This window comes from Variovorax sp. P5_A3 (assembly GCF_056400665.1).
This window is the reverse complement of sequence record NZ_JBFUKW010000015.1, coordinates 125,789-151,678: the sequence shown is the minus strand read 5'-3', so window position 1 is coordinate 151,678 and position 25,890 is coordinate 125,789. Positions and strand designations below refer to the sequence as shown.

Genomic DNA, 25,890 nt, shown 5'->3' with positions numbered 1-25,890 from the left:
CACATCGAGGCGATCAGGCCCCAGAAGAGTTCGGGGTTGCTGGTCATCACCTGCGGGCCGGGCTGGATGTTGTGGATGGTCATCGCACCCACCATCAGCGCCATCACGGCGTTGGGCGGAATGCCCAGCGTCAGCAGCGGGATGAAGGAGGTCTGCGCGCCGGCGTTGTTGGCCGACTCGGGCGCCGCGACGCCGCGGATGTTGCCCTTGCCGAAGGGCACTTCGCCCGGATGCAGCTTGGTCTTCTTCTCGATGGTGTAGGCCGCGAAGGCCGCCAGCAGCGCGCCACCGCCCGGAAGGATGCCGAGTGCCGCGCCGAGGGAGGTGCCGCGCAGCACCGCGGGCAGCATGCGCTTGAAGTCTTCCTTGGTCGGGAACAGGCCGGACACCTTGGCGGTGAACACCTCACGCTCGTGCTCGGGGCGCGACAGGTTGGCAATGATTTCGCCGTAGCCGAACACGCCCATGGCGATGGTCACGAAGCCGATGCCGTCCGTGAGTTCGGGGATGTCGAAGCTGAAGCGCGCGACACCCGAGTTCACGTCGGTGCCGACCAGCCCCATCAGCAGGCCCAGCACGATCATCGCAATGGCCTTGAGCAGCGAGCCCGAAGCCAGCACCACGGCGCCGATCAGGCCGAGCACCATCAGCGAGAAGTACTCGGCAGGACCGAACTTGAAAGCCAGTTCGGTCAGCGGCGGTGCGAAGGCCGCCAGGATCAGCGTGCCGACGCAACCCGCGAAGAACGAGCCCAGGCCGGCAGCAGCGAGCGCGGGACCGGCCCGCCCCTTGCGCGCCATCTGGTAGCCGTCGATCACGGTCACCACGGAAGACGATTCGCCTGGCAGGTTCACCAGGATGGCGGTGGTGGAGCCGCCGTACTGCGCGCCGTAGTAGATGCCGGCCAGCATGATCAGCGCCGACACGGGGGGCAGCGCGTAGGTGGCGGGCAGCAGCATCGCGATGGTCGCGACGGGGCCGATGCCCGGCAGCACGCCGATCAGCGTGCCCAGGATGCAACCGACCAGGCAATACAGCAGGTTGGTGAAGGTGAAGGCGACGCCAAAACCCAGCGAGAGATTTGCTACGAGATCCATGTTGTCGTCCTCAACCCGTGATGAAGGTGGGCCACACCTGGATCTGCAGCTTCAGCGCCCAGATGAAGGCGATGTAGCTGCCGACGGCCAGCACCGTCGCGAGGATCAGCACCTTGCGGAGATCGAATTCGCTGCCCGCGAGGCTGGCGATGATCACGAGCGCATAGATCGCGATGATCATGCCCATCGCCGGCACGCCGATGCTCGGCAGGCCGCCGAGCAGCACGCCGAAGGCGAGGTTGGCGCCGATGATGTACACCACCTGCTTCCAGGCCCACTTGCCAATCAGCTCACCGTCCTCGGTCTCGACCGTGAGGCCGGTGAACATGATGGCGAGGCCGATGATGGCCATCAGGATGCCCAGCATCAGCGGGAAGTAGCCGGGCCCCATGCGGGCGCCGCTGCCGACGTTGTAGGTCGTCGCGCCCCAGGCGAACGCGACCCCGACGACGGCAAACATCACCCCCGAGAAAAAGTCTTTCTGACTCTTGATCTTCACGAATGGTCTCCACGAAAAATTTCGATCGGAGATTGTGTGGTCAGGCAGAAGTCAGGTGGATGTGGATTCCACTAATCGCGGGCTCCGGGTAATCCCGAGCTCGCCCCCAGGCTTACTCACTTCGTGTGGACGCCACCCCCTGCCGGGGGCAACACCGGCGGCCCGGCAAAGCCGGTTCCTCGGTGTTCCACGAAGGGGCCTGGCTGCGCCGGCCGCGACTATTCCAGCGGAGGCGTGGCGCTGAGGACTTCTTCTATGGTCGTGACGCCCTCCGCGACGCGCAGGGCGCCGGCGAGACGCAGGGGGCGCATGCCGTCGGCGACGGCCTGGCGACGCAGGGAGACCATGTTGGGCTCCTTGGTGACCTCGCCCTTGAACGCCTCGGTGATGCTGAGGAGTTCATACAGGCCCATGCGGCCCATGTAGCCGGTCATGCGGCAGTCGACGCAGCCGACCGGCTTGTACGCGCGCACGGAGCCGTTGATCTGCCACGGCGAGACGAACTCGGCGAGCTTCTCGCGGGTCACCGATTCGTCAGGTTCCTTGCAATGGGGGCACAGGGTGCGGACCAGGCGCTGGGCGAGCACGCCGAGCATCACCGCGTTGATCAGGTAGGACGGTACGCCCAGTTCCATCAGCCGCGTGATTGCGCTCGGGGCATCGTTGGTGTGCAGCGTGCTGAAGACGAGGTGGCCGGTCAGCGCCGACTGCACAGCCATCTCGGCCGTCGCCAGGTCGCGGATTTCGCCGACCATGATGATGTCCGGGTCCTGCCGCATCAGGGCGCGCAAGCCTTCGATGAATCCGAAGTCGAGCTGATGCTGCACCTGCGTCTGGTTGAAGGAAGGCTCGATCATTTCGATCGGGTCCTCGATCGTGCTGACGTTGACTTCCTCGGTCGCGACGCGCTTGAGCGTGGAATACAAGGTGGTCGTCTTGCCCGAGCCTGTCGGCCCGGTCACAAGGATGATGCCGTGCGGCCGCGACACGAGCTGCTCCCAGCGCCGCGCGTCATGCTGCGCGAAGCCGAGCGCGTCGAGGTCCTTGACCGCCGTGTCGGGGTCGAAGATCCGCATCACCATCTTCTCGCCGAAGGCTGTCGGCAATGTCGAGAGGCGCATTTCGACCTCGTCGCCGCGGATGTTGCGGGTCTTGATGCGACCATCGAGCGGCCTGCGCTTTTCGACCACGTCCATGCGGCCGAGCAGCTTGATGCGCGCGACCATCGCGTTCATCACGCCCATCGGCATCTGGTAGGCGGGATGCAATACGCCGTCGATGCGAAAGCGGATCACGCCCTGGTCGCGGCGCGGCTCCAGGTGGATGTCGCTCGCGCGCTGGTCGAAGGCGTACTGCCAGAGCCAGTCGACCACCTGCACCACGCTCTGGTCGTTGGCGTCGAGCTGCTTGTTGCTCTTGCCGAGCTCGACGAGCTGTTCGAAGCTCGCACCGCCCGTGTTGCCGCCGGCCTTCTGCGCCGCCCGGACCGACTTGGCCAGCGCAAAGAACTCGGCCGTGTAGCGCTGGATGTCGGTCGGGTTCGCGACCACGCGCCGCACCGAACGGCGCGATTGGCGTTCGACTTCAGCGATCCAGTCGGTGAGGAAGGGCTCGGCCGTGGCGACCACGACTTCGCTCGGGGTCACCTGCACCGGCAGCACCTTGTGCCGCTCGGCGTAGGCCGCGCTCATGGTGTCGGCCACCTTGCCCACGTCGACCTTGAGCGGGTCGATGCGCAGATAGGTGAGCCCCGCACGACCTGCGAGCCATTGCGTGAGCATCTCCAGATCGAGCGGCTTGCCGTCGCTCTCGCGCGTCATCGCCACGTTGGCCAACCGAACCAGCGGCGCCTGGCGGCTCTCGGCCTGCGCGCAGCGCGCGAGCGTGCGCTTGGCTTCCACCGGCGAGATCACGCCATCCTTCGCCAGCCATTCGATCAAATGGCGCAGATCGAGCGGGCCTTCGTGGCTCGAAGAGGCAGGTAGCGACACAGCAGCATTCATATCAAGACAATGTTCGTTCGAGAAACACCGCGGAACCGGCTCCGCCGGGCCGCCGGTGTTGCCCCCTGCAAGGGGGTGGGCGGCCACGCGAAGCGGGCAAGCCTGGGGGTGTGCTCATACTTGAGGTTTGAACACGCGCAGCCACTTGGGTGCGGGCAGGCCCCATCGAGTCTGGATGGTTTGGGCGCGCTCGGCAAGCGCGGGGCGCTTGGGCCGGCTGGCGTTGCGCTGGGCGACCACGACCGTGTTGCCCTCGCGCGTCGGCTTGAACGCCCAGACCGCGTCTTCGCCGAACACCGCGGAGATCTTCTCCAGGCTGCGCTCGTAGCTGGACGACCGGCCGAACAGGTTGACCGTCATGCAGCCGTCTTCGGTCAGCATGGCGCGGCAATCGGCATAGAAGTCCTCGCTGTCGAGCACGGGCGCTGCGGCCTCGTGGTCGTAGAGGTCGACCTGGAGCGCATCGACCGTGCCCGCCCACTGCGGTTTGCGGATCTCGACGGCCGCGTCGGCCACCACCACCTGGAGCTTGGTGTCATCGGCCGGCAGCTTGAACCACCCCCGGCATGCCGCGACGACCTGCGGGTTGAGTTCGACCGCCGTGGTGCGCATGCGGAGCGTCTTGCGGCAGAACTTGGTGAGGCTCGCCGCGCCCAGGCCCAGTTGCATCGCGTGACGCTTGGGCACGCTGGTGGCTTCGACGAAGAGCAGCCACGCCATCATCCGCTGCACGTATTCGAGTTCGATCTCGAAGGGCGCGTCGAGCTTCATCGAGCCCTGCACCCACTCGGTGCCCAGATGCAGGTAGCGCACGTCTCCCCAATCGGAGAAATTGACCTCGGGTAGGGAGACCTTCATGGAATGACCAGATACCTTTCGAACACCTCGCGCCATGCCTGGACCTTGCGCTCGAAGCTCCACGACGCATTGGCCGGGCTCGATGATGGCAGCCGATGGACCGGCACACCCAGCGTGCGCGTGTGCCGCGCATGCTTGAAACTCTCGCCGCCGTTGTGGGCGATCGCCGCCAGCTCCGGCAGTTGGAGACTCGCGATGTCGTTGACGACCGCATCGCGGATCGCCGAATCGAGGCTGCCCTCGCGCTCGCAACTGGCGTAGACATCCCACACGCCAAGCCCGCGGTCGAGCAACCACTTGCTACGCTTTTGATAGCTGTCTTCGCCCGCTGGAAGCGGGTTTCCGGGCCACAGGGCCTGCAAAATTCTCCAGAAGTGGTTCTGCGGGTGCGCATAATACCGCTGCTGCGCAATCGACCGAGCTCCTGGAAAGCTGCCGAGTACCAACAGGGCGGTGTTGCCAGAAACGATTGGCGCCAGCCCCGTGAGCACAGCCTTCGCGTCGCCTGGGTGCGAAGCTGGCTTATCCATAACGCTTGCCGGACTGCAGAAGCACCGGCACCTGTGAGGAGAAGAACATGAATACGGAAGCGATCTGGATTTTCCTGACGACGCAGGGGGTGGATTTTGGCCTGAAAGTGATCGGCGCCCTGATCGCCTGGGGCATCGGGCGATGGCTGATCGGGCTCGCGCAGCGCCTCGTAGCCAAGGCGCTGGCGCGCGGCAAGCGCATGGATCCGACGCTGAGCAACTACATGGTCTCGATCCTCGGCGTCATACTCAACATCGTCCTGATCCTCTCGATCCTGGACATGTTCGGCGTCAGGACGACTTCGTTCGCGGTGCTGCTGGCCGGCGCCGGTCTGGCGATCGGCACGGCGTGGGGCGGCTTGCTGACGCACTTCGCGGCAGGCGTGTTCCTCCAGGTGCTGCGGCCGTACAAGGTAGGCGACTACGTCACCGTCGGTGGCGGCATCAACGGGACTGTCAAGGAACTGGGCCTGTTCGGCACCACGCTGGTCACGCCCGACAACGTCATCGCTACGGTGGGCAACAACAAGGTGTTGTCGGAGACGATCCAGAACTTCAGCCAACTTCCGATTCGGCGTGTCGACACCACCGCGAAGGTTGCCAACGGCGTGGACGTGAACCAAGCCATCGCGTTGCTCAAGGCCGAGGTGAGCAATATTCCCAACGTCTCCAAGGAGCAGCCGCCCGATATCGAGATCCTCCAGTTCACGCCCGAGGGTCCGCTACTGGCCGTGCGGCCGTACACGCATACCGATCACTACTGGCAGGTGTATTTCGACACGCACCGCGCGGTAGTGAAGACGTTCGGGGCGGCTGGTTACCCGACGCCTGAGACGCCGTTCGTCCGCCGGGCCGTCGGAACCCCGGCGACATAAAGAAAAAACCCGCCGAGGCGGGTTTTTTCGTTCGAGGGCTGAACAAGGATCAGGGCTTCGCGCCCTGCTTGACGGCCTCGTTCTGAGCCGTGCCCGGGATCTTCTCGCCGATCTTGTCGCCGACCTTGCGTGTGCCCGCGGCAGCATCGCTGGCCACGTTGTCCACGGCCTTGCCGGTTGCCTTCGCGCCCTTCTCGGTCGCCTTCACGGCCTTGTGAGTGCCGCTCTTGGTGGCATCCCAGGCCTTTTCACTGCCGCTCTTGGTGGCGTCCCACGCTTTCTCGGTACCGCTCTTGGTCGCGTCCCAGGCCTTCTCGCCGGCGTTTTCGGCCTTCTGGGTGGTGCTTTGCGCAAATGCCGACCCGCCGATGCAGGCGAGGGCCACGGCCATGGAGGCCGACAGGGTGCGAACGTTGATGGATGAGGTCATTGGAAAGGTCCTTGTATGAATGAGTTGGAGTGACAGACTCGCCACTGTGATGCAACGAGTGCACAGGGCTCAAGGATGACACCGAAAACCGCGGCATCAGGTGCCGGGACGCAAATCGGGCGCTCTTCCTACGCGGCACCCGGGCGTCCGACCGACACGCCGATCAGCGAAGACAGACGAGGCAGGGCCGCGACGGCATTGCGAGTGGTCGCTTCGGCCAGAACCGCCGGCTCGATGCCGCGCAGGCCGGCCACCACCTCGGCGATGCGCGGCAGTTCGCCCGGTTCGTTGCGCCCCTGCGGCTCCCCCGCATCGCGCTGCGCCTGCGTACGGTAGATCCAGTGCGGCTGGATGTCGGGCGAATCGGTTTCCATGACGATGGACTCCAGCGGCAAAGTCGCCGCGAGCCGCCGCAATTGCAGCGCGCGCTCGAAGGTCACCGCGCCGCCGAAACCCAGCTTGAGCCCGAGGTCGATGCAGGCCTGCGCCTGTTGCTCGCTGCCGTTGAACGCATGCGCGATGCCGTGCCACGTCTGCCCCGGCGCGACCTGCCGCAAGTGCTTCAGGACCTTGTCCACCGAGCGCCGCACGTGGATGACCACCGGCAGCTCGTGCTTGCGCGCGAGTTGCAACTGAGTGTGAAAGAAGCGCTCCTGCTTTTCAGGATCCAGCCCCTCGACGAAATAGTCGAGGCCGATCTCGCCCACGGCCACCAGGCGGGGGTCGTCGCGCCGCTGACTGAGTTCGCCATCCAGTATTTCAAGATGCTCGTCCAGCGCCTCGCCCGTGCACAGCGGATGGATGCCGAGCGCATAGGCATCGCCCTGAAGATGGGCCAGTTCCCGGACCGCCGTGAAGTTGAACGCGGCCACCGCCGGAATGACGCAAAGCGCCACGCCCCGACGCGACGCGCGCGCCCGTATCTGGGGCATTTCCGCTCCGAATTCGGGCGCGTCGAGGTGGCAATGGGTATCGACGTAGGAGACCATCGGGCGATGATGCCCGAATGGATGCACGGCCGCGGAAAGCGTGCTACCGTGCCTCCTCAAGCGTTCTCTTTTGCCGGAGGTGCCCGATGCGCAGGCCTGCTTTCTACAGCCGCTCGCCCCGAGGGCCGCAGGATGCGGCCGAACCCGTGGCGCCCGGCGCTTCCGGTCCACCTGACGCGCCCGTCGTGCCTGCGGCAGTGGCTGCTCCACGCTGGCAACCCGGCCGCCGCAGCTTCGGCGCCCTGGTGGCCTTGGTCGTTGCCATGGGTGCCACCGGCGTCGCGATGTGGCCACGGCAGGGCACGCACACGCTCACGCAGAAAGACATCGACTCGGCCGTCTTGCGCACCTTGCAGACCGCCACCCTGCCCTCGCCCGCAGCCAAGGCAGCCGAGATCATCCGCCCGTCCGTCGTGCGCGTCGTCGGCTACGGCACCGAGAAGACCACGCCCGAAGCCAAGACCGAGAAGCGCGGGCGCAACCTCGCCAAGGGCAAGCCGCCGGAAGCGCCACCGGAACCGTCCGGACCCGGGCAACTGGTCGAGCGCGGCGTGGGCACCGGCGTGGTGATCGTCGACAAGGGGATCATCCTGACCAACCTCCACGTCGTTGCCGGCGCGGAGAGCATCAAGGTCACCTTCGCCGACGGGCTCGAAGCGCCCGCCACGGTGACCGGCGTGCAGCCCGAGAACGACCTCGCCGTGCTGCAGGCCCAGAAGCTGCCCGACGACCTCATCCCCGCGACGATGCGATCGACGGCCGACCTGATGCCAGGCGACCAGGTGGTGGCTGTCGGTTTCCCGTTCGGCATCGGTCCCTCGGTGTCGGCCGGCGTGGTGTCGGGCCTCAAGCGCTCGTTCCGCTCGCCGGAAGGCAAGCAGGAACTTGGGAACCTGATCCAGTTCGACGCCGCCGCCAATCCCGGCAATTCGGGCGGGCCGCTCATCAACATGAATGGCGAGGTGCTCGGCATTGTGACCGCCATCCTCAACCCGACCCAGCAGCGCACATTCATCGGCATCGGATTCGCCGTGCCGATCGAGAACGCCGCCAGCGCAGCCGGCTCACCGCCGTTCTGATTCCGACGACACCAACGAAAGCACTTCGCATGAGCACAGAGACCGAATCGCCCGGCGCCGCCACTGCCACTGCCGAACTGATGGAGCAGATCCTCTATCAGGTGAAGCGGGTCGTCGTCGGACAGGACCGCTTTCTCGAAAGAGTCATGGTCGCGATGCTGGCGGGTGGACACCTGCTGGTCGAAGGCGTACCCGGTCTCGCCAAGACGCTGACGGTGAGGACCCTGGCCGACACCGTGCGCGGGCAATTCAAGCGCATCCAGTTCACGCCCGACCTGGTGCCGGCGGACCTGGTCGGCACGCGCATCTACAACCAGAAGACCGGGGACTTCAGCACCTCGCTGGGCCCCGTCTTCGCGAACCTGCTGCTGGCCGACGAAATCAACCGCGCGCCGGCCAAGGTGCAGAGCGCATTGCTCGAGGTGATGCAGGAGCGCCAAGTCACGATCGCCGGCGAGACGCACAAAGTGCCGCGCCCGTTCCTCGTGATGGCGACGCAGAACCCGATCGAGACCGAAGGCACCTACCCGCTGCCCGAGGCGCAGGTCGACCGTTTCATGATGAAAGTGCTGGTCGACTACCCGACCGACGAGGAAGAGTTCGTGATCGTCGAGCGCGTGATCGGCCCGCTGGTCGAAGCCGCGCCGGTCGCGACCACCGACCAGCTCGCGGCCTTGCAGGCGGAGGCCCGCCGCGTCTACGTCGACCCTTCGCTGATCCAGTACGCGGTGAAGCTCGTGTCGGCGACACGCACGCCGGAGAAGCACGGCCTCAAGGAGATGCGCCGCTTCATCACCTTCGGCGCCAGTCCGCGCGCCAGCATCAACCTGACCGAAGGCGCGCGCGCGCTGGCGCTGCTGCGCGGCCGCAGCTATGCGCTGCCGGAGGACATGACCGCGCTGGTGCCCGACGTACTGCGCCACCGCGTGACGCTTTCGTACGAAGGGCTTTCCGAAGGGCTCACGCCGGACAGCCTGGTCGACAAGATCATGCGGGCCGTGCCCGCGCCAGCCAAGCCGCTCGAACATGAAAAGCTGGTGGCCTAGACGCGCGAAGGCAGCGAACGACGAACAACTCGCCGCGGCCGAAGCTGCGGCGAGCGGTGTCGAGCGCGCCCTGCGCCGCCTCGAGTGGACGGTCATCCGTCGGCTCGACGGCCTGTTGCAGGGGGACTACCGCACGCTGATGCGCGGCACCGGCCTCGACCTGGCCGACCTGCGCGAATACCAGCACCACGACGACGTGCGCCATATCGACTGGAACGTCACCGCGCGCCTGCAGACGCCGCACGTGCGCGTGTTCACCGAAGACCGCGAGATGGCCGCGTGGTTCGTGCTCGACCTGAGCCGCTCCGTCGACTTCGGCTCCGGCACCCGCGCCAAGCGCGAGATCTCCGCCGGTTTCGTCGGCGTCATTGCGCGCCTGCTGACGCGGCATGGCAACCGGGTCGGCGCGATGGTCTACGGCAACGATGTCGAGGCGGTGATTCCGCCGCGCAGTGGCCGGCGGCACGTGCTGCACCTGCTGCATGCCATGGAGCGCCGCGCGGACAAGATCGCGCCCAACCAGAAGGGCATGACCCGCCTCGCGGACCTGCTCAAGTCCGCCGCCATGCTGATGCCGCGTCGCTCGACCGTGTTCGTGGTGTCCGACTTCATGAGCGAGCCGGGCTGGGAACGCCCGCTGGCGCACATCGTGCAGCGGCATGACGTGGTGGCGGTGCGCCTCTTCGATCCACTCGAACTCGAACTCCCCGACCTCGGACTGGTCCCGCTGCGCGATGCCGAGACCGGCGAGCAACTCTGGGTGGACACCCACGACGCGGGTTTCAGAAAGCGATTCGCGCGCATCGCCGCGGAACGCGAAGCCACCTTGCGCGAGACGCTGGCCAAGATTGGTGTGGATGCGCTGGAACTCTCCACAGATGACGACCTGGTGGAAGCCATCGTGCGCTTTGCCGACATGCGCAAGCGCCGCGTGCGCGCCGGGCCGGCGAACCCCAAGGCGGCAGCATGACTTTTCTCTGGCCCCAATTCCTCTGGCTCCTGCTTGCGATTCCGCTGCTGGTGCTGTTGTATGTCTGGCTGATGCGCCGAAAGAAGAAGCTCGCCTTGCGCTACGCCAGCCTCTCGATCGTGCGCGAGGCGATTGGCGCCGGCCAAACCGTGCGCCGGCACATTCCGCCCTTCCTCTTCATGCTCGCGCTCGTCGCGATGCTGATCGCCGCCGCCCGGCCGATGGCCGTGGTTGTGCTGCCGTCGAACCAGCAGACCATCATCCTGGCGATGGACGTGTCCGGCAGCATGCGCGCGGCCGACGTGCTACCCAATCGGCTCGTCGCAGCACAGGACGCGGCCAAGAGCTTCATCAAGGAACTTCCGCGCACCGTGAAGGTCGGCATCGTCGCCTTCGCGGGAAGTGCACAGGTGGCGCAATTGCCGACCACCAATCGCGAGGACTTGATCACGGCGATCGACTCGTTCCAGCTTCAGCGCGCGACGGCGACCGGCAACGCCATCGTCGTCTCGCTTGCCACGCTGTTCCCGGACGCGGGCATCGACATCTCCGACTTCGGCCCGCAAAGCCGCGAGCGCGGCGTGGCGATCGATCGCGTCGGGAAGCCGCCGCCGAAGGAATTCACCCCGGTCACGCCCGGCTCGTACACCTCGGCCGCGATCATCATGCTGACCGACGGCCAGCGCACCACCGGTGTCGACCCGCTCGACGCGGCCAAGGTGGCGGCCGATCGCGGCGTGCGCGTCTACACGGTGGGCATCGGCACGGTCGACGGCGAGACGATCGGCTTCGAGGGCTGGTCGATGCGCGTGCGGCTGGACGAGGAAACGCTCAAGGCCATCGCCAACAAGACACAGGCCGACTACTTCTACGCGGGCACCGCGAACGACCTGAAGAAGGTCTACAACACGCTGAGCTCGCGCCTGACCGTCGAGAAGAAGGAGACCGAAATATCGGCGCTCTTCGCGATGGGCGCCGCCGCGCTGGCGCTGCTCTCGGCCGGCCTGTCGCTGCTCTGGTTCAACCGCATCCTGTAGCTGTCGCAATAATTCCACGCGCCCCGGCGATCCGTGCCGAGGCGGGGTTGCCGAGCCCGCCGCGCGCGGAGGCAAAGGGCAAGAACTAGAGCCCGTCCACAAAGGAGCACCGGATGTTTGATCTGACTGGGAAAGTCGCGCTCGTCACTGGCGGCAACGGCGGCATCGGCCTGGGTATGGCGAAGGGGTTGGCGAAGGCCGGGGCAAGAGTCGTCGTGGCGGCGCGCAATCCCCAGAAGTCGTCCGCCGCGGTCGATGCGCTCCAGGCGCTGGGCAGCGACAGCTTCGCGCTGGCGGCCGACGTGACCGATGAGGGTTCGGTGCAGACGCTCTTCGATGAGGCGGCCGCGCGTTGCGGGCGGCTCGATATCCTGGTCAACAACGCGGGCACCACGGTGCGCAAGCCCGTGGACCAGCTCACGCTGGCCGAGTGGAACCAGGTAATGGACACCAACCTCACCAGCGCCTTCCTCTGCTGCCGCGCCGCCTATCCGCACCTCAAGGCGGCCGGTGGCGGAAAGATCATCAACATCGGCTCGATGATGTCGATCTTCGGCGCGCCCTATTCGCCGGCCTACGGTGCGAGCAAGGGCGGTATCGTGCAATTGACCCGGTCGATGGCCACCTCGTGGGCGGCCGACGGCATCCAGGTCAATGCGGTGCTGCCCGGCTGGATCCAGACCGAGCTGACCGATGGCGCGCGGGCGCAGGTGCCCGGCCTCAACGAACGCGTGATCGCGCGCACCGCCGCAGGACGCTGGGGCCAGCCCGAGGACATGGCGGGCATCGCGGTGTTCCTCGCCAGCGCGGCTTCGGACTTCGTGACGGGCACCGCCATCCCTGTCGATGGCGGTTATTCCATCGCCGGCTGACCGCCTGCAGAGCTGGCCGCTCAGGCCTTGAGCGTGTTCTTGTGGATCTTGCCGTCCTTCATGACGATCAGAAGGCTGCTGTCGGGATTCGCCAGGAGCGCGATGTTCTCGATCGGGTTGCCGTCGACCAGCAGCAGATCGGCGTAGGCGCCCTCCTCGATGACGCCGAGCTTTCCCGGATAGGGATTGCGCGGCCCCGAGAGGTTCAGGAGCTCCGCATTGTTGGAAGTCGCCATCACGAGAATCTCGCTGTTCGAATACCACCTCGCCAGGTGCGACAGCATGATGCCCTGGCGCTGCGCGAGCGCCGCCGAGAACAGCATGTCGGAGCCCCACGCCGTCTTGATCTTGTGCTTCCTGGCGAGCTTGTAGGCGTTGTCGGTTCCCGCAAACACCTGCCGCGCGGCCACAAGATTCGGACCGCCCAGCGGCCCGGTGTCTTCCTCCGACAGGAAAGGCTGGATGCTGAGCCAGACGCCCTTGTCCGCGAACATCTTCGCGGTCGTCTCGTCCATCAGGTGCGCGTGCTCCACGCAGCGGGCGCCTGCCGTGATCGCGCGCTGCACGGTCGTCGACGCATAGGCGTGCACGGTGACGTAGGTGTTCCAGTCCTTGGCGACCTCGACGCCCGCGCGGAGTTCAGCTTCCGACAACGTGGTCAGGTCCAGCGGGCTGCGCGGTGACGAGACACCGCCGCCACCCACGAGTTTGATCTGCGACGCGCCTTGCGTGAGTTGCTCGCGCACACGCAGCCGGATCTCGTCGGGACTGTCGACGATGGCGGCGGCGCCGGTTTGCTCGACGAAGCTCGGGGTCCCCGGATTGCGCGGCACGTCGGACAGCGGGCGCAGGTCGCCGTGCCCGCCGCTGCCGGTGATCATTGCACCCGAAGGGTAGATGCGCGGGCCTGGTATCAGTCCCTCGTCGATCGCCTGTTTGAATGCGAACGCGGGACCGCCCAGGTCACGCACCGTGGTGTAGCCACGCAACAACGTGCGCTCGGCTTCGGCGCTGGCCGCAAGATGGATGTAACCGATGTTGCCCTGCAGGAGCACCGGGAGCGGCAAGCCCGCGAACAACGCGTGCCAATGGGCGTCGATGAGTCCTGGCATGACGACACGGCCACCGCAGTTGATCGTCTGTGCACCCGCGGGCGCGGCCGGCGCGCCGCTGCCGACCGACTTGATCCGGTTCCCTTCGACCACCAGATGGAGGCCATCGCGCAATGTGGCGCCCTTGCCGTCGAACAGGCGGAAGTTGGTCAGGACGATCGGCCCGGCCTGCGCAGGCGGCGCGGGCTGGGCGTTCACGCGGAACGGAAGCCCCAGCGAGGCCACCGAGGCGGCCATGCCGACGACGAATCCGCGCCGCGAGAGATCCGCGTTGATCCGACGGGTGAGGGCTCCGATTTCAGGCCGGTGACAAATACAGACGGCACGGCTGATCTCGGAGCCGTCTGCCATGGATTCGCATGCGTACATGAATAACCTCCAGTGCCCGACAGTCTGCCGTCACCCGCACTGAATGCCAAGGCGAACGAGCAGCCCTGCTCGTCGCCTCCCGGACTTCCCTACTTGCGAACCTTCGAGATTTCGGCCCTTAGTTCCTTGACGGTGTCTTCACCCACCGACGCCGTGTACTTCTCGACCACCGGCTTGACCTTCTCACGCAGCCTGGCCATTTCGGCCGGCGACAGTTCGGTGACGGTCATGCCAGCCGTCTTGAGCGCTTCGAGCGCGCTGTCCGCGGCACCGCGCGAAACCTGGCGCTGGAAGGTCGTTGCCTCGGCGGCCGCATCGGAGATGATCTTCTTCTCCTCGGCGCTCATGCCGTCCCAGGTCTTCCTGCTGACGATCAGCGCCTGCGGGTTGTAGATGTGACGCGTCTGCGTGAGGTACTTCTGCACCTCGGCGAACTTGGACGACAGGATCACGGTGTTGGGGTTTTCCTGCCCGTCGACTGCCTTCTGGTCCAGCGCTGAGCAACACCGGCGTCGTCGATGTCGCGCAGCCATTGCTCGATCGCCTCGCCGCGGAGTCCGGCGAACTGGTGCGCCTCGCGGTCGTCGATGGCGACGAGCTGACCTTCGTCGCCAAGGCGCAGGGCGCGACGACGGGCTTGCGCTACGACCCGGACATGGGTCTTTCGGTCAACCTGTCGTGCAGTTCCGCGGGCCATGCATGGTTCTCGACCATGACGGACGAAGAGGCCCTCAAGCTCGTCGCCAAGCAGGGTTTCGGCAAGCCGGAAGACTTCGGCCCGAAGGCGCCGACGACCGTCAAGGCACTCCTGACCTACATCCGCGCGGCACGCAAGCGCGGCTTCAGCATGATCAACGAGGTGTTCGCGCCCGCCATGGCGGCGATGGCCGCGTCGGTGCGCAGCGGCAATGGCGCAGCCATCGGCGTGATCACGATTGCGGGGCCGTCGGTGCGGCTGACGGAGGAACGCATGCTGGCGCTCGGCCCGGCCCTGCTCGCGACCGCCTATGACGTTGCGCTTGCCAGCGGCGGCTCGGCGATGTTCAAGCGCAGGGCCTGAAGCCCGCGACAGAGCGACGGAAACCTAGGACGCGCCGTCCGGACGGCCCTCCTGACGATACGCATCGCCCGATCGGGTGGATGCACAGCTTGCCACCGAAGCCGAACCGGCGCGAACGCAGCGCGTCCGCCCGCATGCGCGCGTCGTCGTCGAAATTGAGGCTCACGCCGTCGACCCCGCTGGCCACGGCGCAGGACCGATCGAAGCGGTCAAGCCTTGAAACCGTGAAAAACACCCTTATGATTAGCACTCGTTGAAGCTGAGTGCTAACAACACCTGTCTTCAGACGATGTGGCGCCGGCAACCACGCCAGTGCCCGAACAAAACCCCGTTTCTTATCAGGAGATGCAATGAAACTTCGTCCTTTGCACGATCGCGTGATCGTCAAGCGCATTGAAAGCGAAACCAAGACCGCCTCGGGCATCGTGATCCCCGACAACGCGGCCGAAAAGCCCGATCAGGGCGAAGTCCTGGCCGTTGGCCCTGGCAAGAAGAACGACAAGGGCGACCTGATCGCCATGAACATCAAGGTCGGTGACCGCGTCCTGTTCGGCAAGTACAGCGGCCAGACCGTCAAGGTCGACGGCGACGAACTGCTGGTCATGAAGGAAGACGACCTGTTCGCGGTCGTCGAGAAGTAATTTCTCGCCCCGGTCATCCCCCCATCCAACTGAATCTCGGAGAACTCTCATGGCAGCAAAAGACGTAGTCTTCGGCGGCGAAGCCCGCGCGCGCATGGTCGAAGGTGTGAACATCCTCGCCAACGCAGTCAAAGTGACCCTGGGCCCCAAGGGCCGCAACGTGGTGCTCGAGCGCTCCTTCGGCGCCCCCACCGTGACCAAGGACGGCGTATCGGTCGCCAAGGAAATCGAGCTCAAGGACAAGCTCCAGAACATGGGCGCCCAGCTCGTGAAGGAAGTGGCCTCCAAGACTTCGGACAACGCCGGCGACGGCACCACCACCGCGACCGTGCTGGCACAAGCCATCGTTCGCGAAGGTTTCAAGCTGGTGGCTGCCGGCATGAACCCGATGGACCTGAAGCGCGGCATCGACAAGGCGGTCACCGCCCTCGTCGCCGAGCTGAAGAAGGCTTCCAAGGCCACGACCACCTCCAAGGAAATCGCGCAAGTCGGCTCGATCTCGGCCAACAGCGACGAAACCATCGGCAAGCTCATCGCTGACGCGATGGACAAGGTCGGCAAGGAAGGCGTGATCACCGTGGAAGACGGCAAGTCGCTCGACAGCGAACTCGACGTCGTCGAAGGCATGCAGTTCGACCGCGGCTACCTGTCGCCCTACTTCATCAACAACCCCGAAAAGCAAAGCGCGATCCTTGAGAACCCGTTCGTGCTGCTGTTCGACAAGAAGATCAGCAACATCCGCGACCTGCTCCCCACGCTGGAGCAAGTGGCCAAGGCCGGCCGGCCGCTGCTGATCATCGCCGAAGAAGTCGAAGGCGAAGCCCTGGCAACGCTGGTCGTGAACACGATCCGCGGCATCCTGAAGGTCGTGGCCGTCAAGGCACCTGGCTTCGGCGACCGCCGCAAGGCCATGCTGGAAGACATCGCCATCCTGACGGGCGGCAAGGTCATCGCTGAAGAAGTGGGCCTGACGCTCGAGAAGGTGACGCTGGCCGACCTGGGCCAGGCCAAGCGCATCGAAGTGGGCAAGGAAAACACCATCATCATCGACGGCGCCGGTGCCGCTGGCGACATCGAAGCCCGCGTGAAGCAAGTGCGCGTGCAGATCGAGGAAGCGACCAGCGACTACGACCGTGAAAAGCTGCAAGAGCGCGTGGCCAAGCTGGCCGGCGGCGTGGCAGTGATCAAGGTCGGCGCTGCCACTGAAGTCGAAATGAAGGAAAAGAAGGCACGCGTCGAAGACGCCCTGCACGCAACCCGCGCTGCAGTGGAAGAAGGCGTGGTTGCCGGTGGTGGCGTGGCCCTGCTGCGCGCCAAGCAAGCCGTGGGCGACAAGCTCAAGGGCGACAACGCTGACCAGGACGCCGGCATCAAGCTGGTGCTCAAGGCCATCGAAGCGCCCCTGCGCGAGATCGTCAACAACGCCGGTGGCGAAGCCTCGGTGGTCGTGAACGCTGTGTTGGCCGGCAAGGGCAACTACGGCTTCAACGCCCAGAACGACAGCTATGGCGACATGCTCGAGCTGGGCATCCTGGACCCGACCAAGGTGACCCGCACCGCACTGCAGAACGCCGCTTCGGTGTCCTCGCTGCTGCTGACGACCGAGGCCATGGTCGCCGACGCACCGAAGGACGAAGCTGCCGGCGGCGGCATGCCCGACATGGGCGGCATGGGTGGCATGGGCGGCATGGGCATGTAATTCGCGCCCGGCTTCCAGCCAACTGAAAAACCCCGTGGCTCGCGCCGCGGGGTTTTTTTACTTTGAGAGACAGGTGACGGGCTTCGGTGCGCCGATCACGCGCCTACCGGCTCCAGCGCCGGCGGCGGCCCGTACTCGTTGGATTCGGGCTGGCTCGGCTGCACCGCGAAGTACAGGAGCACCAGGCCGCCGATCACCGGGATCAGTCCGAGCAGCAGCCACCAGCCGCTCTTGCCGATGTCATGCAGGCGGCGCGCGCCGGCCGCCAGTTGCGGCAGCAGGAAGGCGAGCACCACGATGAGATTCAGGTACTCGTGAATGAAGCCAGTGACAAACGCGGCGATGAAATACGCCAGGATGAACCACCAGTACTCGGGACGCGATGCCCGACCCGAAAAGTCGACGTACTTGCGAAAGCAGGTCTGAACGGCCTGTTGAAAGTTCATGTGCAAACTCCTCTCGTTGATTCCCACGGGAAAACCCCGCGGCCATCATATCGAGCGGCCGCCAACCCCGAACGCTTCAAACAGGCTGGCGCAGGCGTTCGAGCAACCCGGCGGTGGACGCGTCCAGTCCCTGGGCATTGCCCGAGGCCAGCCGCGGTTCGATGTCCTTCGCCAGCACCTTGCCGAGTTCGACACCCCATTGGTCGAAGCTGTTGATGCCCCAGAGCGAGCCGCTGGTAAACACGCGGTGCTCGTAGAGCGCAAGAAAGGCACCGAGCGATTCCGGCGTCAGCTTGTCCATGACGAAGAAGGTGCTGGGCCGGTTTCCGGGGAAATTCCGGTGGCCGCCCTCGTCGCGCTGGCCGACCATGAGCGCCTGGGCCTGTGCCAGCGCGTTGGCCAGCAGCTTGGGGTGATGGCCTTCGAGATCGTGCGCGGCATCGCGCACCGCGATGAATTCCATCGGAACGACGTCCGTGCCCTGGTGCAGCATCTGGAAATAGGCATGCTGCCCATTGGTGCCCGGCTCGCCCCACAGCACGGGCGAAGTTCCGAAAGTCAGCGTCGTGCCGGTCATGTCCACCTGCTTGCCGTTGCTCTCCATTTCGAGCTGCTGCAGGTAGGCCGGCAGGCGCTTGAGCGCGCTGTGATAGGGGGCGATGCCGCGGCTGGTGTAGCGGTGGAAGTTGCGGTACCACACGTCGAGCAGCCCCAGCCGCACGGGCAGGTTCTGCGCGAGCGGCGCAGTGCGAAAGTGTTCGTCCATCGCATGCGCGCCGGCAAGCAGGCTGCGAAAACCCTCCGCGCCGATCGCCAGCGCAATCGGCAGGCCGATCGCGGACCAGAGCGAATAGCGCCCGCCGACCCAGTCCCAGAAGCCGAAGGTCGTCTCGATCCCGAATGCGCGCGCAGCCTCGACGTTGGTCGTGAGCGCGGCGAAATGGCGGGCGATGTCCACACTGCCGGACTGTTCGAACCAGCGCTTGGCCGACAGCGCGTTCGCCATCGTCTCGGCCGTCGTGAACGTCTTCGACGCGATCAGGAACAGCGTGTGCTCGGGTGCCAGGCCGCGCAGCACGCCCGCCAGTTCGTGCCCGTCGACATTCGAGACGAAATGGAATCGCTTGCCCGGCGCCACGTACTCATCGAGCGCGAGCACCGCCATCTGCGGCCCGAGATCGGACCCACCGATGCCGATGTTGACCACGTCGGTGATCGTGTGGTCGGCGCGGACCTCCTCGGCGAACGCAAGCATTGCCGTCAGAGTGGCTTGCACGTCGCCGAATGCGCCGGCCAGGTCGCCAGCAACAGGCGCCGAAGCCGGCCGCCTGAGCAACGTATGCAGCACCGCGCGGTCTTCGGTCGCGTTGATGTGCTCGCCCGCAAACATCGCGTCCCGATGCGCTTCCAGGCCCGATTCGCGCGCGACGGCGAGCAGCAGCTCTTCGGTCCGCGCATCGGTCAGGTTCTTCGACATGTCGGCGAAGAGATACGGCGCCGACTGGCTCAACGCGCCGAAGCGCTTCGGATCGGCGGCAAAGGCCTTCCGAATATCGAAACCGAGCCCGACCTTGTCGTAGTGCAACTGGAGGTCGGCCCATGCGGCCGTTCGATCGCAACGGGTTCTCGTCATGTCGCCTCCATGAGCTTCTCGAGCTTGACCGCGTCCGCCGCGAATGCACGAATGCCCTCGGCCAGCTTTTCCGTCGCCATCGCATCCTCATTCAACGCGTAGCGGAACGCCGCTTCGTCCAGCGCCAGTTTCGGGATGTCGAGTCGCTTCGCGGCGTCCGCGTCGAGCGCATGCGTCAAAGGTGCTTCACTGGCAGCCAGCTCGGCCAGGAGTTCGGGACTGATCGTCAGCAGGTCGCAGCCGGCAAGCGCCGCGATCTGCCCGACATTGCGGAAGCTCGCGCCCATGACTTCGGTCGCCACGCCGTGCTTCTTGTAATAGTCGAAGATCTGGCGCACCGACTTCACGCCCGGATCGTTGGCGCCCGCGCTGGCGGCTTCGTTCCAGTTGCCGCCGGCCGATTTCTTGTACCAGTCGTAGATGCGCCCGACGAAGGGCGAGATCAGTTTCACCCCGGCCGCGCCGCAAGCCACGGCCTGCGCGAACGAGAACAGCAGCGTGAGGTTGCAGTGGATGCCCTTCTTCTCGAGCTGCCGCGCTGCCTCGATGCCTTCCCAGGTGGAGGCGATCTTGACCAGCAGCCGCTTTTCGATATCGACGCCCTCCGCGCGATAGAGGGCGACGATGCGCTCCGCACGGGCGATGGTGGCTTCCGTATCGAAACTCAACCGGGCGTCGACTTCGGTCGAGACGCGCCCGGGGATGATCGACAGAATCTCGGTGCCGAAGCGCACCAGCAACCGATCGATCACCTCGTCGACGGGCCGGCCCTTGTGCTTCTGGATGGCCTCGTCCAGCAGGGGACGGTATTCCGGCTTCTGCACGGCCTTGAGGATCAGCGACGGATTGGTCGTCGCGTCCCGCGGCTTGAACTGGGCCAGTTGACGGAAATCACCGGTGTCGGCCACGACGGTGGTCCATTGACGGAGTGCATCGAGTTGGTTCATACGGCCATTATCCCGCTGCAAAACTACAGATCGTGTGGTCCATGGCTGACGTGGCGGCGGGCGGGTGGTAACTAATCTTGCGAGTTGATCGACCTTCCCCCGGAGGAACTCCATGCCATTTCGCACTCATCGGGCCCCGCCGCCCACCGTCGTCTTCGATGACCGCGTCCATAGCGCGTCGATCGGTACATTGGCAACGGCCTTCTGCGTGGGCGGCGCGTTGACCCTGCTGGCATTGACAAGTACCCGGGCCATGCGTTCGGCAACCGTTGCAGGGCCGCCCGACGGCGCGCCGCTGATGCGCGCACCGCTCCAGGTCGTCGCGCCGGTCGACCTGAAGCGCTACGCGGGGCTTTGGCATGAACAGGCTCGCCTGCCCAACCGCTTCCAGCAGCAATGCGCAGGGCCCGTCACGGCCGAATACACCATGCTCGACGACGGCACGGTCGAAGTGCGCAATCGCTGCATCCTGGCTGACGGAAATTCCGACGAATCGGTCGGCTCGGCCCGTGTAGTGCCAGTGGCAGGACAGCCGGGCGCCGGCCGACTCGAAGTGCGCTTCGCACCCAAATGGCTCGGCTGGCTGCCCCTGGTGTGGGGCGACTACTGGATCCTGAAACTCGACCGTGACTACCAGGTGGCCCTCGTCGGCACGCCGAACCGCAAGTACCTCTGGGTGCTGTCGCGCGCGCCCCGGCTCGACGAGAGCCTGCTGCAGGCCGAACTGGACTACGCCCGCACGCTGGGCTTCAATGTCGATCAGGTGGAGTTGACCGGCAGATAGGCCGCCAGTTGCGCGGGCACGGCGCTGGGTCGCTCGCAATGGATTGCATGCCAGCCGAATTCACGCGCTGCAACCACGTTGGCCAGTGAGTCGTCGATGAACACCGTTTCCGAGGCAGTGAGCTCGTAGCGGCTGGCGAGCAGTTCGTAGATTTCCCGTTGCGGCTTGATGATGCGCACGTCCCCCGAAAAGATGCCGCCGTCGAACCACTGGAAGAAGGCGTGGCGATACTCCAGCGCGCGCGCATAGGGCGACGGCATGTTGGAAAGGTAGTAGAGCCGCAGATCCTCGCCCGCATCGCGGCGCGCGCGAAGCGAATCCAGCAGATCCACCGTGACGGCGATCGGCTCCAGTCGCTCACCCATCGGCGCCAGCACGTCGCTGAGCCGATCCGAAGGGAGCGCGAGCCGCAGGGCCATGCGGCCGATGGCATCGTCCAGGCTGTGCGTGCCACGGTCGAAGCCGAGCCAGTCCTCGTGATGGAACATCTGCATCGCCAGCGCATGAGCGGCTTCGGCGGTCGGCGCGTGCGGTTCGAAATTCGATTGCACCAGCGCCACCGGCTCCCAGGTCAGGAGCACGGCGCCCAGATCGAAGACGACATTCATAGCGCGGCCGGAACGACAGACACGCCGTGGCTTGTCAGGGACAGCGTGGTCTGCGCACCCGCGGCCAGGGGGTGGGCCAGGTCGGTCGACACCACGAACACGGAACCGAGCGCAGTGTCGAAAGCGTACTCGTAGAAATTGCCCAGGTACGCCGCCTTGCGCAAGATCGCCGGCAAGCCGACAGCCGCACCGATGTACCAGGCCTCCGGCCGCACGGCGACTTTGACGATGCCCGGGGCGATCGGATAGCCGGGCGTCAACATCAGCGGCCCCATCTGCACCCGCCCATCGGGCTGGGCCAGCGCGGGGAACACCATCGCCTCGCCCATGAAGCCCGCAACGAATTCGCTTTCGGGATGGCCGTAGAGCTGTTCGGGCGTTCCGCGTTGTGCGATGACGCCATGGTCCATCACGATGATCTGGTCGCTGACCGCGAGCGCCTCGCTCTGGTCGTGCGTGACGTAGGCGACGGTGAGCTGCAACCGTTGCTGGAGGTTGCGGATCTCTTCCCGCATCTCGCGTCGCAAGCGCGCGTCGAGATTGGACAGCGGCTCGTCGAACAAGAGCACGGCCGGCTCCAGCACCAACGCGCGTGCGAGCGCGACCCGCTGCTGCTGGCCGCCGGACAGTTCGCTCGGCAGCCGCTCGTCGAAGCCGACCAGGCCCACGCCCTTGAGCGCGTCGCGCGCCCGCGCCGCGGCCTCGTTCTTGCGCACGCCGCTCATCCGCAGGCCGTAGCCCACGTTCTCGATCACGTCCATGTGCGGGAACAGCGCGTAGCTCTGGAACATCATGCTCACATTGCGCTCGGCCGGCCCCAGCGTGGTGACGTCCCGGCCGCCCATGAGGATCGAGCCCGAAGTCGGGGACTCAAGGCCCGCGATCATGCGCAGGATGGTCGTCTTGCCGCAGCCCGAGGGGCCGAGGATGGTGGTCAGCGTGCCTGCGGGCACCTCGAAGCTCACCCCCTTCACCGCGAGCGGCGCACGCGCATCGTTGCCGTAGCGCTTGGTGATGTCACGAAGTTCGATGCCGTTGCTCATGGGTTCCTTCGTCATCAATGCACGGGGGCCGCGACGGCCGGCATGCCGACCCTTCGCCGCCCCAGCTTGCGCTCGCCGACGAGCAGTTGAACGAGCGCGATCGCGACCGACATCAGGACCATCAGCACCGTGCAGTATGCAAGCGCGAGGCCGTAGTCTCCGTTGCCCACGCGGCCGATGATGTAGGTCGTCGCGAGTTCGTTCTCGGCCGTGACCAGGAAGATCACGGCGCTCACCGTCGTCATGGCACGGACGAAACTGTAGATCAGCGCGGCCACCAGCGCCGGCTTCAGCAACGGCAGCACAACCCTGAACAGCGTCTGCGACGTCGAGGCGCGCAGCATCAGCGACGCCTCGTCGAGCGAACGGTCGAGTTGCTTGAATGCCGCGGTCCCCGCGCGCACGCCCACCGGCAGGTTCCGGAACATGAAGCACAGCACGATGATGAGTCCCGTGCCCGTGAGTTCGAGCGGCGGCACGTTGAACGCCAGGATGTAGCTCACGCCGAGCACCGTGCCTGGAATCGCGAAGGCGAGCAGCGCCGCGAACTCGAAGGCGCCCTGCCCCTTGAATTCGTTGCGCGCCAGCAGCCATGCGATCAACAGCCCGAGGCCCGCCGTCAGCGGCGCCGAGATGGCAGCCAGCTTCACCGTGGTGATCAGCGAGTTCCACGCCGTGCCTGCCCACACCAGGCCGAACTGTCCCCACTCGAGCGCGAAGGCATTGCGGAAGTGGTTGAGGGTGAAGGTGTAGTCGCGCCCCCAGGTCTGCACGAAGCCGCCCGCGAAGGCGAAGAGATAGACGACCACGGTGAAGGCGATCCACGGCAGAGCGATGCAGTAGATGGTCCGGCGCACGCCGTCGGGCAAGGCCATCGCGATGCCCGCGTCACCCTTGCCGCTCACCGTCGTGTAGACCTGCTTGCCGAGCACCCAGCGCTGGATCGCGAACACGCCGAGCGCGAAGATCGTCAGCACCCAGGCCAGCGAAGCGGCGCGGCCCTGGTCGTACTGGGCGCCGACGATCGCGAAGAAGATGTCCGTGGACAGCACGGAGAACTGGCCGCCGACGACGACGGGATTGCCGAAGTCCGCGATGCTCTCGATGAAGCCGACGAGGAACGCATTCGCGAGCCCCGGCTTGATGAGCGGCAGCGTGACGGTGAAGAAGGCGCGCCGGCGATCCGCGCGCAGCATCTGCGCGGCCTCCTCCAGGCTCGGTGAAACGCCCTGTACGACACCCCGCATGATCATGAAGGCGATCGGCGTGAACGCGAACAGTTGGGCAACGAGAACGCCCGGCATGCCGTAGAACCAGCGCGTGGGTTCGATGCCGAAGGTGCTTTCAAGCAACTGGTTCACCACGCCCGCGCGGCCGAACAACAGGATCAGGCCGAGCCCGACAACAAAGGGCGGCGTGATGATGGGCAAGAGGGCGAGCACGCGCAGCGGCCCTTGCCAGCGCCTGCCGCCGCGCTCGGCCATCAGCGCCATCAGCGTGCCGAGGAAGGTCGTGCCTGCGGCGGTCAGCAACGCCAGCACCAGCGTGTTCCACGCCACGCCGCAGCGAACGCCACCCGTCAGGCAGCCCAGCCCCCAAATCCGCTCCGTGGCGATGCGCGCGAAGAACGCCGCAAAGGACCATCGGCCGTCTTCATCGAGAAAAGCGCCAGCCAGCGCCTTGCTCACCGGATAGGCGATGAACAGCGCCATCAGCACGCCACAACCGACCACCGCCGCGGAAACGAACAGGTCGCCCTTGAAGAAGCCGAGTCGCGCAAGGCCGAACGCCGCAAGGAGCACCAGCGACGCCAGCGCCAGGGCGCCCCCTGCGCCGATGCCGAACTGATTGAGCGGCAACTCACCCAGGTGATTGTTGAGGAAGCCGAAGCTCCAGCCGCGAGAGCCGATGAGGAAACCACTCAGTGCCAACCCAACAGCGCCCACCGCGCCGCCGACCAGCAGCAGTTGGCCTTGCGCACGGCCCGCGCGCAACAAGCCGCCAAACGCGCACACGGCCAGTCCGATCAACCCGATATAGAGCCAGCTCCGGCCTTGCAGTGCCGCCTGCATGACACCGTTTGCACCTTCCGCCTGACCGAAGACCTGCGGCAGCGCTTCGTACCAGGAGGTGTCCTGGATCGCGTACCAGGGCAACGCCACGTAGCCGATCAGGCCGGCAGCGGTGCAGGCCCAGATGGGAGCGTTGGCGTGACGTGTCATTCAGCGGGGCAGCGAGTTGACGTCCTTCTCCCAGCGCGCGATCAGGCGTCGACGCTCGGCACTCGCGCCGTACTTGGCGTAGTCATAGTCGATCATCTTGATCTTCCTGAAGTCCGGCACATTCGCGTCCACCGGCGTCGCCTTGTTCGAAGGCAACTGGTATTGCTTCGCCGCGGCGCCGAAGGTCTGCGCCTGCGGCGTGAGTGCCCATTCGTAGAACTTCTTCGCCTGCTCCAGGTTGCGCGCGCCCTTCACGATGCTCATGGAGCCGATCTCGGCACCCGTGCCCTCCGATGGTGTCGTCGTCTCGACCGGGAAGCCCTGCATCTTTTCCTGCGGCGCGTCGTGCACGAAGCTGATCGACACGGCGGTTTCGCCACGGGCCACTGCCTTGATCGGGCCGGTGCCGGAGCGGGTGTACTGGCCGACGTTGCGATGCAGTCCCTTGAGGTAATCGAAGGCCTTGTCCTCGCCCATCAGTTGCACGAGCGTGGCGATCATCGTGTAGGCGGTGCCGCTCGACGCGGGGTTCGCCACCTGGATGTCCCCCTTGTATTCAGGCTTCAGCAGATCGGCCCAACTGCGCGGCACGGGCAGCTTCTTCTTTTGCAGCAACTCGGTGTTGTAGCCGAATCCCAGCGGCCCGGAGTAGATGCCCACCGTCTTGTAGCCCGACTGCTGCGCCTGCTGCTGTGCCCATGGATAGAGCTGCGACAGCGTCGGCGACTTGTACTCGAGCGTGAGACCCGATTCGGCTGCCTGCAGGTGCGGATCGCCGGTGCCGCCGAACCAGACGTCGGTCTTGGGGTTGTCTTTCTCGGCGATCAACTGCGCGAGCGCCTCGCCCGATCCCTTGAGAGCCATGTTGAGCTTGACGCCGGTGGTGCGCGCATACACCGTCGCGATCATGTTGCACCAGTCCGCCTGGACCGAACATATGACGTTGACGGTCTGGGCGGATGCCGCTGCCGACGCACCCATCAGCGCTGTGGCCACGGTCATACCGAAAAGTTTTTTCATCAGGACCTCGATCAAACAAAA

At 65.7% G+C, this 25,890-nt stretch carries 25 protein-coding genes and 1 pseudogene; 10 read left to right on the top strand and 16 right to left on the bottom strand.

What is annotated here, in order from left to right; genetic code table 11:
- From AC1D3B_RS22735 to AC1D3B_RS22715, 5 genes are all read right to left on the bottom strand, one after another.
- On the bottom strand, nucleotides 1–1,097 hold a 1,097-nt coding region (locus AC1D3B_RS22735), incomplete at its 3' end, for a tripartite tricarboxylate transporter permease (protein ID WP_478192936.1).
- A 10-nt stretch (nucleotides 1,098–1,107) separates the two neighbouring features.
- Nucleotides 1,108–1,596, bottom strand: a complete 489-nt coding sequence (locus tag AC1D3B_RS22730) for a tripartite tricarboxylate transporter TctB family protein (protein ID WP_478192935.1) — start codon at nucleotides 1,594–1,596, stop codon at nucleotides 1,108–1,110.
- Between the two features lie 218 nt (nucleotides 1,597–1,814).
- A complete protein-coding gene (gene tfpB / locus AC1D3B_RS22725; RefSeq protein ID WP_478192934.1) occupies nucleotides 1,815–3,599 on the bottom strand; it encodes a type IV pilus assembly ATPase TfpB in 1,785 nt (594 codons plus the stop codon).
- 114 nt (nucleotides 3,600–3,713) lie between these two features.
- Nucleotides 3,714–4,457: a class I SAM-dependent methyltransferase gene (locus AC1D3B_RS22720; protein WP_478192933.1), complete on the bottom strand. Its 744-nt coding sequence runs from the start codon at nucleotides 4,455–4,457 to the stop codon at nucleotides 3,714–3,716.
- Nucleotides 4,454–4,987, bottom strand: a complete 534-nt coding sequence (locus tag AC1D3B_RS22715; RefSeq protein WP_478192932.1) for a DNA-deoxyinosine glycosylase — start codon at nucleotides 4,985–4,987, stop codon at nucleotides 4,454–4,456. The genes AC1D3B_RS22720 and AC1D3B_RS22715 overlap by 4 nt, the downstream gene beginning before the upstream one ends.
- Before the next feature lie 47 nt (nucleotides 4,988–5,034).
- Here AC1D3B_RS22715 and AC1D3B_RS22710 point away from each other — a divergent pair, with 47 nt between their 5' ends.
- On the top strand, nucleotides 5,035–5,862 hold the full coding sequence (locus AC1D3B_RS22710) for a mechanosensitive ion channel family protein (RefSeq protein ID WP_478192931.1): 828 nt from the start codon (nucleotides 5,035–5,037) through the stop codon (nucleotides 5,860–5,862).
- 49 nt (nucleotides 5,863–5,911) lie between these two features.
- Here AC1D3B_RS22710 and AC1D3B_RS22705 read toward each other — a convergent pair whose 3' ends face one another.
- Together AC1D3B_RS22705 and AC1D3B_RS22700 are read right to left on the bottom strand one after the other, a co-directional pair.
- Nucleotides 5,912–6,292 carry a hypothetical protein gene (locus AC1D3B_RS22705; RefSeq protein WP_478192930.1) on the bottom strand — a complete coding sequence of 127 codons (381 nt, stop codon included), beginning with the start codon at nucleotides 6,290–6,292 and terminating at the stop codon, nucleotides 5,912–5,914.
- 128 nt (nucleotides 6,293–6,420) lie between these two features.
- Nucleotides 6,421–7,281: a TatD family hydrolase gene (locus AC1D3B_RS22700; RefSeq protein ID WP_478192929.1), complete on the bottom strand. Its 861-nt coding sequence runs from the start codon at nucleotides 7,279–7,281 to the stop codon at nucleotides 6,421–6,423.
- Between the two features lie 86 nt (nucleotides 7,282–7,367).
- Here AC1D3B_RS22700 and AC1D3B_RS22695 point away from each other — a divergent pair, with 86 nt between their 5' ends.
- The 5 genes from AC1D3B_RS22695 to AC1D3B_RS22675 all read left to right on the top strand — a co-directional run bounded on the left by AC1D3B_RS22695 (nucleotide 7,368) and on the right by AC1D3B_RS22675 (nucleotide 12,285).
- On the top strand, nucleotides 7,368–8,360 hold the full coding sequence (locus tag AC1D3B_RS22695) for a S1C family serine protease (protein ID WP_478192928.1): 993 nt from the start codon (nucleotides 7,368–7,370) through the stop codon (nucleotides 8,358–8,360).
- A 29-nt stretch (nucleotides 8,361–8,389) separates the two neighbouring features.
- A complete protein-coding gene (locus AC1D3B_RS22690) occupies nucleotides 8,390–9,406 on the top strand; it encodes an AAA family ATPase (protein WP_478192927.1) in 1,017 nt (338 codons plus the stop codon).
- Nucleotides 9,387–10,376, top strand: a complete 990-nt coding sequence (locus tag AC1D3B_RS22685) for a DUF58 domain-containing protein (protein ID WP_478192926.1) — start codon at nucleotides 9,387–9,389, stop codon at nucleotides 10,374–10,376. The genes AC1D3B_RS22690 and AC1D3B_RS22685 overlap by 20 nt, the downstream gene beginning before the upstream one ends.
- Entirely contained in the window at nucleotides 10,373–11,413 is a 1,041-nt protein-coding gene (locus AC1D3B_RS22680; protein ID WP_478192925.1) for a VWA domain-containing protein, read from the top strand. The genes AC1D3B_RS22685 and AC1D3B_RS22680 overlap by 4 nt, the downstream gene beginning before the upstream one ends.
- Nucleotides 11,414–11,526: 113 nt before the next feature.
- Nucleotides 11,527–12,285 (top strand): SDR family NAD(P)-dependent oxidoreductase, encoded by a 759-nt coding sequence (locus AC1D3B_RS22675; protein WP_478192924.1) that lies wholly within the window; start codon nucleotides 11,527–11,529, stop codon nucleotides 12,283–12,285.
- 20 nt (nucleotides 12,286–12,305) lie between these two features.
- On the opposite strand, the gene AC1D3B_RS22670 is transcribed toward AC1D3B_RS22675, so the two are convergent.
- Together AC1D3B_RS22670 and dctP are read right to left on the bottom strand one after the other, a co-directional pair.
- A complete protein-coding gene (locus AC1D3B_RS22670; protein WP_478192923.1) occupies nucleotides 12,306–13,766 on the bottom strand; it encodes a metal-dependent hydrolase family protein in 1,461 nt (486 codons plus the stop codon).
- Nucleotides 13,767–13,855: 89 nt separating this feature from the next.
- Nucleotides 13,856–14,299, bottom strand: coding sequence for a TRAP transporter substrate-binding protein DctP (gene dctP, locus AC1D3B_RS22665; protein WP_478192922.1), 444 nt, complete (start codon nucleotides 14,297–14,299; stop codon nucleotides 13,856–13,858).
- Here dctP and AC1D3B_RS22660 point away from each other — a divergent pair.
- The 3 genes and pseudogenes from AC1D3B_RS22660 to groL all read left to right on the top strand — a co-directional run.
- Nucleotides 14,263–14,826, top strand: a pseudogene (locus AC1D3B_RS22660) (IclR family transcriptional regulator); the annotation flags it as partial. The gene dctP and the pseudogene AC1D3B_RS22660 sit on opposite strands and share 37 nt — an antisense overlap.
- 350 nt (nucleotides 14,827–15,176) lie before the next feature.
- On the top strand, nucleotides 15,177–15,467 hold the full coding sequence (groES, locus tag AC1D3B_RS22655) for a co-chaperone GroES (protein ID WP_442284792.1): 291 nt from the start codon (nucleotides 15,177–15,179) through the stop codon (nucleotides 15,465–15,467).
- A 49-nt stretch (nucleotides 15,468–15,516) separates the two neighbouring features.
- Nucleotides 15,517–17,166, top strand: a complete 1,650-nt coding sequence (gene groL / locus AC1D3B_RS22650) for a chaperonin GroEL (RefSeq protein ID WP_478192921.1) — start codon at nucleotides 15,517–15,519, stop codon at nucleotides 17,164–17,166.
- Between the two features lie 95 nt (nucleotides 17,167–17,261).
- On the opposite strand, the gene AC1D3B_RS22645 is transcribed toward groL, so the two are convergent.
- From AC1D3B_RS22645 to tal, 3 genes are all read right to left on the bottom strand, one after another.
- Nucleotides 17,262–17,612 carry a DUF805 domain-containing protein gene (locus tag AC1D3B_RS22645; RefSeq protein ID WP_478192920.1) on the bottom strand — a complete coding sequence of 117 codons (351 nt, stop codon included), beginning with the start codon at nucleotides 17,610–17,612 and terminating at the stop codon, nucleotides 17,262–17,264.
- 76 nt (nucleotides 17,613–17,688) lie between these two features.
- A complete protein-coding gene (gene pgi, locus AC1D3B_RS22640; RefSeq protein WP_478192919.1) occupies nucleotides 17,689–19,245 on the bottom strand; it encodes a glucose-6-phosphate isomerase in 1,557 nt (518 codons plus the stop codon).
- Nucleotides 19,242–20,192 carry a transaldolase gene (tal, locus tag AC1D3B_RS22635; RefSeq protein ID WP_478192918.1) on the bottom strand — a complete coding sequence of 317 codons (951 nt, stop codon included), beginning with the start codon at nucleotides 20,190–20,192 and terminating at the stop codon, nucleotides 19,242–19,244. Before tal ends, pgi begins: the two co-directional genes overlap by 4 nt.
- A gap of 112 nt (nucleotides 20,193–20,304) precedes the next feature.
- Between tal and AC1D3B_RS22630 the strand changes: the two genes are divergently transcribed.
- Complete coding sequence (locus tag AC1D3B_RS22630; protein WP_478192917.1) at nucleotides 20,305–20,976, top strand: lipocalin family protein; 672 nt, start codon at nucleotides 20,305–20,307, stop codon at nucleotides 20,974–20,976.
- Here AC1D3B_RS22630 and AC1D3B_RS22625 read toward each other — a convergent pair.
- From AC1D3B_RS22625 to AC1D3B_RS22610, 4 genes are read right to left on the bottom strand one after another with little or no spacing between them, the layout of a single operon-like run.
- Nucleotides 20,952–21,584: an HAD family hydrolase gene (locus AC1D3B_RS22625; RefSeq protein ID WP_478192916.1), complete on the bottom strand. Its 633-nt coding sequence runs from the start codon at nucleotides 21,582–21,584 to the stop codon at nucleotides 20,952–20,954. The two genes, AC1D3B_RS22630 and AC1D3B_RS22625, sit on opposite strands and share 25 nt — an antisense overlap.
- Nucleotides 21,581–22,627 (bottom strand): ABC transporter ATP-binding protein, encoded by a 1,047-nt coding sequence (locus tag AC1D3B_RS22620; RefSeq protein WP_478192915.1) that lies wholly within the window; start codon nucleotides 22,625–22,627, stop codon nucleotides 21,581–21,583. Before AC1D3B_RS22620 ends, AC1D3B_RS22625 begins: the two co-directional genes overlap by 4 nt.
- A gap of 14 nt (nucleotides 22,628–22,641) precedes the next feature.
- Nucleotides 22,642–24,849: an ABC transporter permease gene (locus tag AC1D3B_RS22615; RefSeq protein ID WP_478192914.1), complete on the bottom strand. Its 2,208-nt coding sequence runs from the start codon at nucleotides 24,847–24,849 to the stop codon at nucleotides 22,642–22,644.
- Complete coding sequence (locus tag AC1D3B_RS22610; protein WP_478192913.1) at nucleotides 24,850–25,869, bottom strand: ABC transporter substrate-binding protein; 1,020 nt, start codon at nucleotides 25,867–25,869, stop codon at nucleotides 24,850–24,852.
- Nucleotides 25,870–25,890: the final 21 nt, after the last annotated feature.

Excerpts from the sequence above, each read along its gene's own strand:
- AC1D3B_RS22670 (WP_478192923.1), bottom strand. The coding sequence starts at position 13,766 with ATGTACGCATGCGAATCCATGGCAGACGGCTCCGAGATCAGCCGTGCC.
- AC1D3B_RS22630 (WP_478192917.1), top strand. The coding sequence starts at position 20,305 with ATGCCATTTCGCACTCATCGGGCCCCGCCGCCCACCGTCGTCTTCGAT.
- groES (WP_442284792.1), top strand. The coding sequence starts at position 15,177 with ATGAAACTTCGTCCTTTGCACGATCGCGTGATCGTCAAGCGCATTGAA.
- AC1D3B_RS22620 (WP_478192915.1), bottom strand. The coding sequence starts at position 22,627 with ATGAGCAACGGCATCGAACTTCGTGACATCACCAAGCGCTACGGCAAC.
- AC1D3B_RS22690 (WP_478192927.1), top strand. The coding sequence starts at position 8,390 with ATGAGCACAGAGACCGAATCGCCCGGCGCCGCCACTGCCACTGCCGAA.
- AC1D3B_RS22700 (WP_478192929.1), bottom strand. The coding sequence starts at position 7,281 with ATGGTCTCCTACGTCGATACCCATTGCCACCTCGACGCGCCCGAATTC.
- AC1D3B_RS22695 (WP_478192928.1), top strand. The coding sequence starts at position 7,368 with ATGCGCAGGCCTGCTTTCTACAGCCGCTCGCCCCGAGGGCCGCAGGAT.
- AC1D3B_RS22680 (WP_478192925.1), top strand. The coding sequence starts at position 10,373 with ATGACTTTTCTCTGGCCCCAATTCCTCTGGCTCCTGCTTGCGATTCCG.
- AC1D3B_RS22675 (WP_478192924.1), top strand. The coding sequence starts at position 11,527 with ATGTTTGATCTGACTGGGAAAGTCGCGCTCGTCACTGGCGGCAACGGC.
- AC1D3B_RS22645 (WP_478192920.1), bottom strand. The coding sequence starts at position 17,612 with ATGAACTTTCAACAGGCCGTTCAGACCTGCTTTCGCAAGTACGTCGAC.
- AC1D3B_RS22610 (WP_478192913.1), bottom strand. The coding sequence starts at position 25,869 with ATGAAAAAACTTTTCGGTATGACCGTGGCCACAGCGCTGATGGGTGCG.
- AC1D3B_RS22625 (WP_478192916.1), bottom strand. The coding sequence starts at position 21,584 with ATGAATGTCGTCTTCGATCTGGGCGCCGTGCTCCTGACCTGGGAGCCG.
- AC1D3B_RS22705 (WP_478192930.1), bottom strand. The coding sequence starts at position 6,292 with ATGACCTCATCCATCAACGTTCGCACCCTGTCGGCCTCCATGGCCGTG.
- AC1D3B_RS22685 (WP_478192926.1), top strand. The coding sequence starts at position 9,387 with ATGAAAAGCTGGTGGCCTAGACGCGCGAAGGCAGCGAACGACGAACAA.
- AC1D3B_RS22720 (WP_478192933.1), bottom strand. The coding sequence starts at position 4,457 with ATGAAGGTCTCCCTACCCGAGGTCAATTTCTCCGATTGGGGAGACGTG.
- tfpB (WP_478192934.1), bottom strand. The coding sequence starts at position 3,599 with ATGAATGCTGCTGTGTCGCTACCTGCCTCTTCGAGCCACGAAGGCCCG.
- groL (WP_478192921.1), top strand. The coding sequence starts at position 15,517 with ATGGCAGCAAAAGACGTAGTCTTCGGCGGCGAAGCCCGCGCGCGCATG.
- AC1D3B_RS22615 (WP_478192914.1), bottom strand. The coding sequence starts at position 24,849 with ATGACACGTCACGCCAACGCTCCCATCTGGGCCTGCACCGCTGCCGGC.
- pgi (WP_478192919.1), bottom strand. The coding sequence starts at position 19,245 with ATGACGAGAACCCGTTGCGATCGAACGGCCGCATGGGCCGACCTCCAG.
- AC1D3B_RS22715 (WP_478192932.1), bottom strand. The coding sequence starts at position 4,987 with ATGGATAAGCCAGCTTCGCACCCAGGCGACGCGAAGGCTGTGCTCACG.
- AC1D3B_RS22710 (WP_478192931.1), top strand. The coding sequence starts at position 5,035 with ATGAATACGGAAGCGATCTGGATTTTCCTGACGACGCAGGGGGTGGAT.
- tal (WP_478192918.1), bottom strand. The coding sequence starts at position 20,192 with ATGAACCAACTCGATGCACTCCGTCAATGGACCACCGTCGTGGCCGAC.
- dctP (WP_478192922.1), bottom strand. The coding sequence starts at position 14,299 with ATGGCTGCGCGACATCGACGACGCCGGTGTTGCTCAGCGCTGGACCAG.